The organism is Actinomadura roseirufa, from assembly GCF_900659635.1.
Classification (GTDB): Bacteria; Actinomycetota; Actinomycetes; order Streptosporangiales; family Streptosporangiaceae; genus Spirillospora; species Spirillospora roseirufa.
Genome location: NZ_CAACVB010000329.1, coordinates 1 through 7431 on the forward strand (window position 1 = coordinate 1; position 7431 = coordinate 7431).

Below are 7431 nucleotides of genomic sequence, written 5' to 3' on the forward strand. Positions count from 1 at the left end.
GGCGCCCGCGGCGCCCGCGCCGCCGGCGGCGGGCGGCCGGGACCGATTTCGTGATCATGCGGGGTGATTCGGGGGTGTCGTCGCGAGACGCGGCGGGGCCGGATCGCTAGGCTCTGTGCGGACCCCGAACCCCCAGAGGGCAGTGGAAGAGCGATGAGCGAGTCCGCGGACGCGGCGTCCGCAACCGACGATCCGGCCGGGCTGTGCGAGCGGGCGCGGGCGCTCGCCGAGAACGGCGAGGCCACCGAGGCCGCCCTGCTGTTCGAACGGGTGCTGGCACTCGGCGACACCCCGCACCGGGCGCGCGCCGCGCTCGGCCTCGCGGTCGTCCTCGACGACGAGGGCGACGTGGCGCGGGCCCGCGAGGCCGACCGCGTCGCGATCGCCACCGGCGACCCCGAGTACGGTCCGCGCGCCGCCTATCACCTGGCGCTGACGCACGAGCGGGCCGGGGAGCACGACCGGGCGGCCCCCGCGTGGCGCACCGTGGTCGACTTCGGGAACCCCGCCTACCTGGCGCCCGCGCACCTGGCGCTCGCCCGGCTCGCCGACGACGCCGGCGACGCCGACGCCGCCGCCGGGCACTGGGAGGCCGTGGTCGCGACCGCCGACCCCGAGTACGGGCCGCCCGCCGCGCACGACCTCGCGCAGCGGCTCCTCGAGCACGGCGAGCCGGCCCGCGCCCAGCGGATCCTCACCGCCGGGCTCAGGCTGATCGACCGCGACACCTCCCCCTACGCCTTCGCGCGGCTCGCCGTCGCGCTCGGCATCTCCTTCCTCGACCAGGCCATCGGCGCGTTCGGCGCGGCCCTCGGCGACCCCGCCGCGCCCGCCGACCCCGAGGTCGGGCCGCTGGCCACCGAGCTGCTGGCGCGGACGCTGCCGTTGCGCGGCCGCGGCTCCGAGGCGGGCGAGGTGTGGCGGCGCGGCCTGGCCGACCCCGGCGTCGCCGGGCAGGTCCGGGCCCGGCTGCGCCGCGACTTCGGCGACGACGACGGCGCCGACCCCGCCGACCTGTGGTGGGAGCCGGTCGTCGAGCAGTCGGTGTCGGACGGCACGCTGCCCGCCCTGGCCGGCGAGGCGTTCGGGGCGCTCGACCACATGTACGCGCTGCTGGCCGTCCGGTACGCCGACGATCCGGCCGAACGCCGGCCGGGCGAGACGCACGAGGTGCTCGGCCGGGCCCTGCGGGTCCCCAGCGACTACGCCTGGGGCCCGCTGCTGCACGAGAGCTTCGCCGAGCGGCTCCGCCTCGCGATGGGCGCACCGGCGCCGGTGCGCCCCCCGGCCCGGCCCGACGCCTGAGGCGCGCTAGCCCGCGACGGCGCGTTCGGCGATCACCCTGGTGATGCGGGCGCGGACGAGGTACTCGCCGGGAACGCCGTTGCGGTCCCCGAACTCGCGGGCGCGGTCGGCGCCCATGTACCGGCCGCCGATCACGGTCGCCCAGCGCCGGACCTCGTCGACGTCCTCGACCAGGGACGCCTCGGCCAGCAGCGTCACGTACGAGAAGGGCGGGGTCTGGTCGTCCACGCAGATCGACACCCGCGGGTCGCGGCGCAGGGACCGCCCCTTGATGCTCTCGGCGGATGTGTTGAACAGCAGGTCGTCGCCGTCGAGGACGAACCAGATCGGCGTGACGTGCGGCGTCCCGTCCTTGCGCGTCACCGCGGCCTTGCCCGTCCGGGTGCCCGTGGAGACGAACTCGCGCCACTCGTCGTCGGTCATCTTTTCCATGAGGCCAGTGTGCCGCAAGTGATCAATGATGACACGGCTACGGTGAGCGATATGGAGATGCTCACCGCGCGCGGACCCGCCGAGGTGACGCTGGACGCGCCCGCGGACCCGGCGTTCCTGCTGGCGCTGACGCACGGGTCGAACGGGGGAGTGGAGGCGGCGGACCTGCTCGCCGTCCGGGAGGTGGCGCTCGGCCTCGGCGGCGCGGTGGCGCGGGTCCTTCAGCCCTTCCGGCTGGCGGGGCGGCGGGCGCCCGGGCCGGCGGCCGCGCAGGACGAGGCGTGGCTGGAGATCGTCGCGGCGGTGCGGGAGCGTTTCGGAGACGTTCCGTTCGTGCAGGGAGGCCGCAGCAACGGCGCCCGGGTGGCGTGCCGGACGGCGACCGAGGCCGGGGCGGTGGGCGTGGTCGCGCTGGCCTTCCCGCTGCATCCGCCGGGCCGGCCGGAGAAGAGCAGGGTGGACGAGCTGCGCGCCGCCCGGACGGAGGTGGTCGTCGTGAACGGCGCCCGTGACCCGTTCGGTGTCCCCGACGCGGCGGACGCCGCGGAGGTGGTCGTGCTGGAAGGGGAGCGGCACGACCTGAACAAGCGTCCGGAAACGGTGGGGGCGGCGGTGGAGCCGTGGCTGCGCCGGTGGGCGGCGCGCGCCGCTCCGGGCGGGACGCGTCGCGGGGATTGACCTCCGGCCCGGCGCGCACCGCGTCCCTTACGGCGCACCGCCGTGCGACGGCTCGGCCGCGCCGAGGCGCAGGACCGTGTCGAGCAGGCCGGGGAAGCGGTCGCCCAGATCGTCGCCGCGGGTCCGGACGCGCCGGTGCCGCCCGTCGACGGTCATGCTGATCAGCCCGGCCTCGCGCAGGATCCGCCAGTGGTTGGACAGCGTCGACAGCGGCACCTCCAGCCCGTCGGCGAGAGCGGAACAGGTCGAGTCGGGGGTCCGCGACGCACGCCGCACCAGCTCCAGGCGCACTGGATCACCGAGCGCGTGCAGCGCCGAGGCGAGGGTGAGTGACTCGGACGGGGGCTGAGGTACCGGTCGCATGCTCCGACGATACCCCACAGTTCGACACTTCGGGATTATCGAACTATTGTCCGGGGCACATCCGCGTCTCAAGGAGTCGGAGGGTCCCGCCCGTGGTTGTGGACGTTCGATCGAACCGGGCAGCCTTGCTCACGGTGGCCTGCCTGGGTCAGTTCATGGTGCTGCTCGACAGCACGATCGTCGGTGCGGCGCTGCCCGATATGCAGCAGCGGCTGCACACCCAGTTGACCGGCCTGCAGTGGATCGTCGACGCGTACGTGCTGCTGGTCGCCATGCTCTTGCTGTCCGGTGGCGTCTTCGCCGACCGTTTCGGCCGTAAGCGGGTGTTCCTGGCCGGCGTCGTGGTGTTCACGCTCGCGTCCGTGCTCTGCTCGGCCGCGCCCTCGATCGGCTGGCTGGTCACCGGGCGAGTGGTGCAGGGCATCGGGGCCGCGGCGCTGAGCCCCGCCTCGCTGGCCCTGCTCGTCGCCGCGTATCCCGTCTCGCAGGAACGCGTCAAGGCGATCGGGACGTGGGCCGGGTTCAGCGGGATCGGCCTGGCCGCCGGACCACTGGCCGGCGGCGTCCTGGTGGAGGCCTTCGGCTGGCCCGCCATCTTTCTGGTCAACGTGCCCATCGGCGCGGTCCTGCTGCTGGCCGGTCTGTGGATCCTGGGCGAGTCCCGCAATCCCGGCGCCCCGGCGATCGACGTCCCTGGAACGGTCCTGTCCGTCCTGGGCGTGGGGGCGCTGACCTATGCGCTGATCGAGGGCGGCTCCCGGGGCTGGACCTCGCCGGTGATCCTGGGCGGCTTCGCCGCCGCGGTGGTGCTCCTCGCCGTCTTCGTCGTCGTGGAGGGACGCGGCTCGACGCCGATGCTGCCGCCGCGGCTGTTCCGGCAGCGGCTGTTCACGGTGTCCAACACCGCGATGGTCGTGGTGGGCTTCTCGCTGATGGGCTCGGCCTTCTTCTTCTCCCAGTTCTTCGTGTACGTGCAGGGCAGTTCGATTCTGCGCGCCGGCCTGCAGACCCTGCCCACCACACTCGCCATGGTGGTCGTCAGCCCCTTCGCGGGCAGGCTCGCCGCCCGATACGGCTTCCGGATCGTGGTCACCACCGGCCTGACACTGGCCGGGCTGGGGTTGCTGACGCTGGGCCGGGTGCACGAGCACACGCCCTACCTGAACGTGTGGTGGCGGCTCGCGATCGTCGGCCTCGGCTTCGCTCTGACCATGTCCCCGCTGACCGGCGCCGCCATTCAGGCGGTCAGCAGGCAGGAGGGGGGCCTCGCCTCGGGCATCAGCAGCACGACCCGGCAGATCGGCGCGGTGCTCGGTGTCGCGGTGCTCGGAGCCGTCGTCCACTCGCGGGAGTCAGGCGGGGCGTCCCTGGAGGCCGGCCTCAACAGCGCGTTCGTCGCGGCCGGGGCCGTCACCCTGGCCGGTGCCGTGTTCACCGGTCTGTGGCTGGTGCGGTCCAGGCCCGCCGAAGCCCCGGCCCCGCGGGCACGGCACACCGAACCGCCCACGGTCACGACACCGTCTTGACCGGATCGGGCCGTCGTTCCGATCGCTGGCCGGGGCGGGCCGCGGTGAAGTCGGCGTGCGGAGACCTCGCGTCCGCCCGGCTCGGAGCGTCCGCCCGGCGGACCGCGTCGTGAGCGTGCTCCGCCGGGCGTGCGGCGGGGCCGGGCGGCGGCCCGCCGCGTTCGATACCGGTTCCGTGCGGTGCCGGCGCCCGGGACATCGGTCCCGGGGCCCCGGGACCGATGTCCCGCCGTGTTCCACCGGGTGACACTTGTGTCACCCGGAGCGGTCCGGTGACCGGGCCGTGGCAAGGCGGAACGGAACCGGGGGCCGGCGGCGGTCGGGCCGCCGGCCGGTGATGTCGGTCGCCTCCGGATCCGCGTGGACCCGGAGGCCGGGCAGGTGGGCGTGCCCCCGAGAGATGATCACCCGTTCGAACTAGTCCCCCGTGGAGACTGGCTAGGCGGCGGACGGAGCCTGCAGGTCCGTCGGCCGGTGCGGTGCGATGATCCCCCCGTCGGGCAGCAGCTCACCTGTGTCCTCGAAGAGCACGACGCCGTTGCACAGCAGGCTCCACCCCTGCTCGGGGTGGGCGGCCAGGGTGCGCGCGGCGTCGCGATCGGGTGCATCGTGCGAGGGGCAGGGCGGCTGGTGCGGGCACATCGGCGTGCCTCCGGTCTCAACTACTCGATGGTGGTGCTCTACCTAAATGACGCACCCCAGTGTGGATCGGTTCGGATCCGGCGGCCATAGTCCGTTGGGACTGTTGTCCCGTGGTACCGGAGTACCGCTGGTTTGTGATCCGACTCACCCCGAGGTGCCAGGCATAGCGTCCCCTGTGTTCGATAACGGATGAAGAACGACACGCCGTCCGATCGGCAAACGTTCCAGCGGGCCCAGGTGCGGCCCGGGTAAGGCCCGGTTCCGGCCAGCCGGGTGCGATCAATCCGCCCGGGCGCCGAGGCCGCTCCCCCTACGATGTCCCCACGAGGCGGGGCTTCGGCGATGCGTCTGGGGGGTGGGGCCGACATGCGCGTGGCGCTGTTCGTCGCCTGCTTCGACGACGCGATGTTCCCCGCGACCGGCAAGGCCGTGACCGCGCTGCTGGAGCGGCTCGGCCACGAGGTCTCCTACCCGCCCGGCCAGACGTGCTGCGGCCAGATTCACTGGACGACCGGCTACCACCGCGAGGCCGCCGACCTCGCCCGCGCGTTCACCGGCGCGTTCGAGGGCCGCGAGGTGGTGGTGACGCCGTCGGCGTCCTGCGCCGCCGCCGTCCGCGCCGCCTACCCGCGGCTCGCCCGCGCCGCCCGCGATCCGGGCCTGGCGCGCGCGGCCGAGGGCCTGGCCGTATACGAGCTGACCGAGTTCCTGGTGGACGTGCTGGGCGCCGTCGATGTCGGCGCCTATTTCCCGCACCGGGTGACCTACCACCCGTCCTGCCAGTCGGCGCGGACGCTCGGCGTCGGCGACCGGCCGCTGCGGCTGCTGCGCGCCGTGCGCGGCCTGGACCTGGTCGAGCTGCCGGCCGCGGCGGAGTGCTGCGGCTTCGGCGGCGCGTTCGCGATGAAGAACGCCGACGTGTCGGTGGCGATGGTGGCCGACAAGATCCGGCACGTCCGCGGCACCGGCGCCGACGTCGTGTGCGCGGTCGACAACTCCTGCCTGGCGCACATCGGCGGTGCCCTGTCGCGGCTGCGCGGCGGTGTCCGGGTGATGCACCTGGCCGAGATCCTGGCCGAGACGGAGCCCGCGTGACGGCCTCGTCCCCGGGGGCGGTCCCGTCCTCCCCGGGGCGGACGGGGCGCCTGCCCGGCGGTGCGCGCGGGCCCGTCCCGCTGCCGACGCCGAAGTTCGCGACCGCGGCCCGCGCCGCGCTGGCCGACACGCGGATGCGCCGGAACCTGCGCGGCGCGACGGCCGCCGGCCGCGAGCGCCGGGCCGCCGCGACCACCGAACCCGCCGACTGGGAGGACCTCCGCGAGGCGGGCCGCGCGATCAGGGACGGGGCGCTGCTCGGCCTCGACGGGCACCTGGAAGAACTGGAGCGCGCCGTCACCGAGGCGGGCGGCACCGTCCACTGGGCCGCCGACGCCGCGGAGGCCCGGCGCGTCGTCACCGGTCTGGTGCGGGCGGCCGGGGCGGGGGAGGTCGTCAAGGCCCGGTCGCTGGCGGTCCGCGAGATCGGCCTGGACGAGGCGCTCGCGCGGGCGGGCGTCACCGTCCACGAGACGGCGCTGCCGGAGCTGGTGCTGCGGCTGGGCGAGGACGAGCCGTCCCACCTGCTGTCCCCGGCCGCGCACCGCGACCGGGCGGAGATCGGCGAGCTGCTCGCCCGCGCCCTCCCGGACGCCCCGCCCGGTCCTCCGGAGGACCCGGCGGCGCTCGCGGGGGCGGTGCGAGCGCGTCTGCGGGACCGCCTCCTCGGCGCCCGCGTCGCGATCACCGGTGCGAACTTCCTGGTCGCCGAGACCGGCACGGCCGTGCTGGTCGAATCCGAGGGCAACGGCCGGATGTGCCTGACCCTCCCGGACACGCTGATCACGGTCGCCGGGATCGACAAGGTCGTCGCGTCCTGGGCGGACCTGGAGGTGCTGCTGCAACTGCTGCCGCGCTCGTCGTCGGGGGACCGGATGACGCCCTACGTCTCGTCGTGGACGGGCGTCACCCCCGGCGACGGGCCGGGCGAGTTCCACCTCGTCCTGCTCGACAACGGGCGGACGGCCGTCCTCGCCGACGAGGTCGGCCGGGCCGCGCTGCGCTGCATCCGCTGCTCGGCGTGCCTGGACGTCTGCCCCGTGTACGAGCGGACGGGCGGGGCGCCCTACGGGCCGGTCTACCCGGGCCCGATCGGCGCGATCCTCACCCCGCAGATGCGCGGAGTGGAGAGCGCGGCCGACGCGTCCCTGCCGTACGCGTCCACGCTGTGCGGCGCCTGCGCCGACGTGTGCCCCGTGAAGATCGACATCCCGGACGTGCTGGTCCACCTGCGGGCGCGCGTGGTCGAGTCGCGGCGGCGGCGCCCCGTGCCGACGCCGGAGCTGGCGCTGATGCGCGGCCTGGCGTGGACGATGGGCGATCCGCGCCGCCACGAGCGGGCGCTCCGGCGCGGAGCGCGCTGGGCGCGGCTGCTGTCGCGCGGCGGCCG

Annotated in this window: 8 protein-coding genes; 5 read left to right on the plus strand and 3 right to left on the minus strand. The window is 75.0% G+C overall.

Annotated elements, in window-relative coordinates; all coding sequences use genetic code 11:
• Window positions 1-153 precede the first annotated feature (153 nt).
• Window positions 154-1305, plus strand: a complete 1152-nt coding sequence (locus tag E1291_RS36800) for a tetratricopeptide repeat protein (protein WP_131742672.1) — start codon at window positions 154-156, stop codon at window positions 1303-1305.
• Between the two features lie 6 nt (window positions 1306-1311).
• Here the strand turns inward: E1291_RS36800 and E1291_RS36805 are convergent, their stop codons facing one another.
• Window positions 1312-1737 carry a PPOX class F420-dependent oxidoreductase gene (locus tag E1291_RS36805; protein WP_131742673.1) on the minus strand — a complete coding sequence of 142 codons (426 nt, stop codon included), beginning with the start codon at window positions 1735-1737 and terminating at the stop codon, window positions 1312-1314.
• A gap of 51 nt (window positions 1738-1788) precedes the next feature.
• Here E1291_RS36805 and E1291_RS36810 point away from each other — a divergent pair, with 51 nt between their 5' ends.
• The gene (locus E1291_RS36810) at window positions 1789-2415 is read left to right on the plus strand and encodes an alpha/beta hydrolase family protein (RefSeq protein ID WP_131742674.1); all 627 of its coding nucleotides are present in this window, start codon (window positions 1789-1791) and stop codon (window positions 2413-2415) included.
• A gap of 27 nt (window positions 2416-2442) precedes the next feature.
• Here the strand turns inward: E1291_RS36810 and E1291_RS36815 are convergent, their stop codons facing one another.
• Window positions 2443-2778 carry an ArsR/SmtB family transcription factor gene (locus E1291_RS36815; RefSeq protein WP_131742675.1) on the minus strand — a complete coding sequence of 112 codons (336 nt, stop codon included), beginning with the start codon at window positions 2776-2778 and terminating at the stop codon, window positions 2443-2445.
• A 134-nt stretch (window positions 2779-2912) separates the two neighbouring features.
• Between E1291_RS36815 and E1291_RS36820 the strand changes: the two genes are divergently transcribed.
• Window positions 2913-4304, plus strand: coding sequence for an MFS transporter (locus tag E1291_RS36820; protein WP_131742676.1), 1392 nt, complete (start codon window positions 2913-2915; stop codon window positions 4302-4304).
• 438 nt (window positions 4305-4742) lie between these two features.
• Here the strand turns inward: E1291_RS36820 and E1291_RS36825 are convergent, their stop codons facing one another.
• A complete protein-coding gene (locus tag E1291_RS36825; RefSeq protein WP_131742677.1) occupies window positions 4743-4946 on the minus strand; it encodes a DUF5999 family protein in 204 nt (67 codons plus the stop codon).
• Window positions 4947-5312: 366 nt separating this feature from the next.
• Between E1291_RS36825 and E1291_RS36830 the strand changes: the two genes are divergently transcribed.
• Window positions 5313-6041, plus strand: coding sequence for a (Fe-S)-binding protein (locus E1291_RS36830; protein ID WP_131742678.1), 729 nt, complete (start codon window positions 5313-5315; stop codon window positions 6039-6041).
• A partial coding sequence (locus E1291_RS36835) for a lactate utilization protein B (RefSeq protein WP_370771098.1) occupies window positions 6038-7431 on the plus strand: 1394 nt, incomplete at its 3' end. The genes E1291_RS36830 and E1291_RS36835, both read left to right, overlap by 4 nt.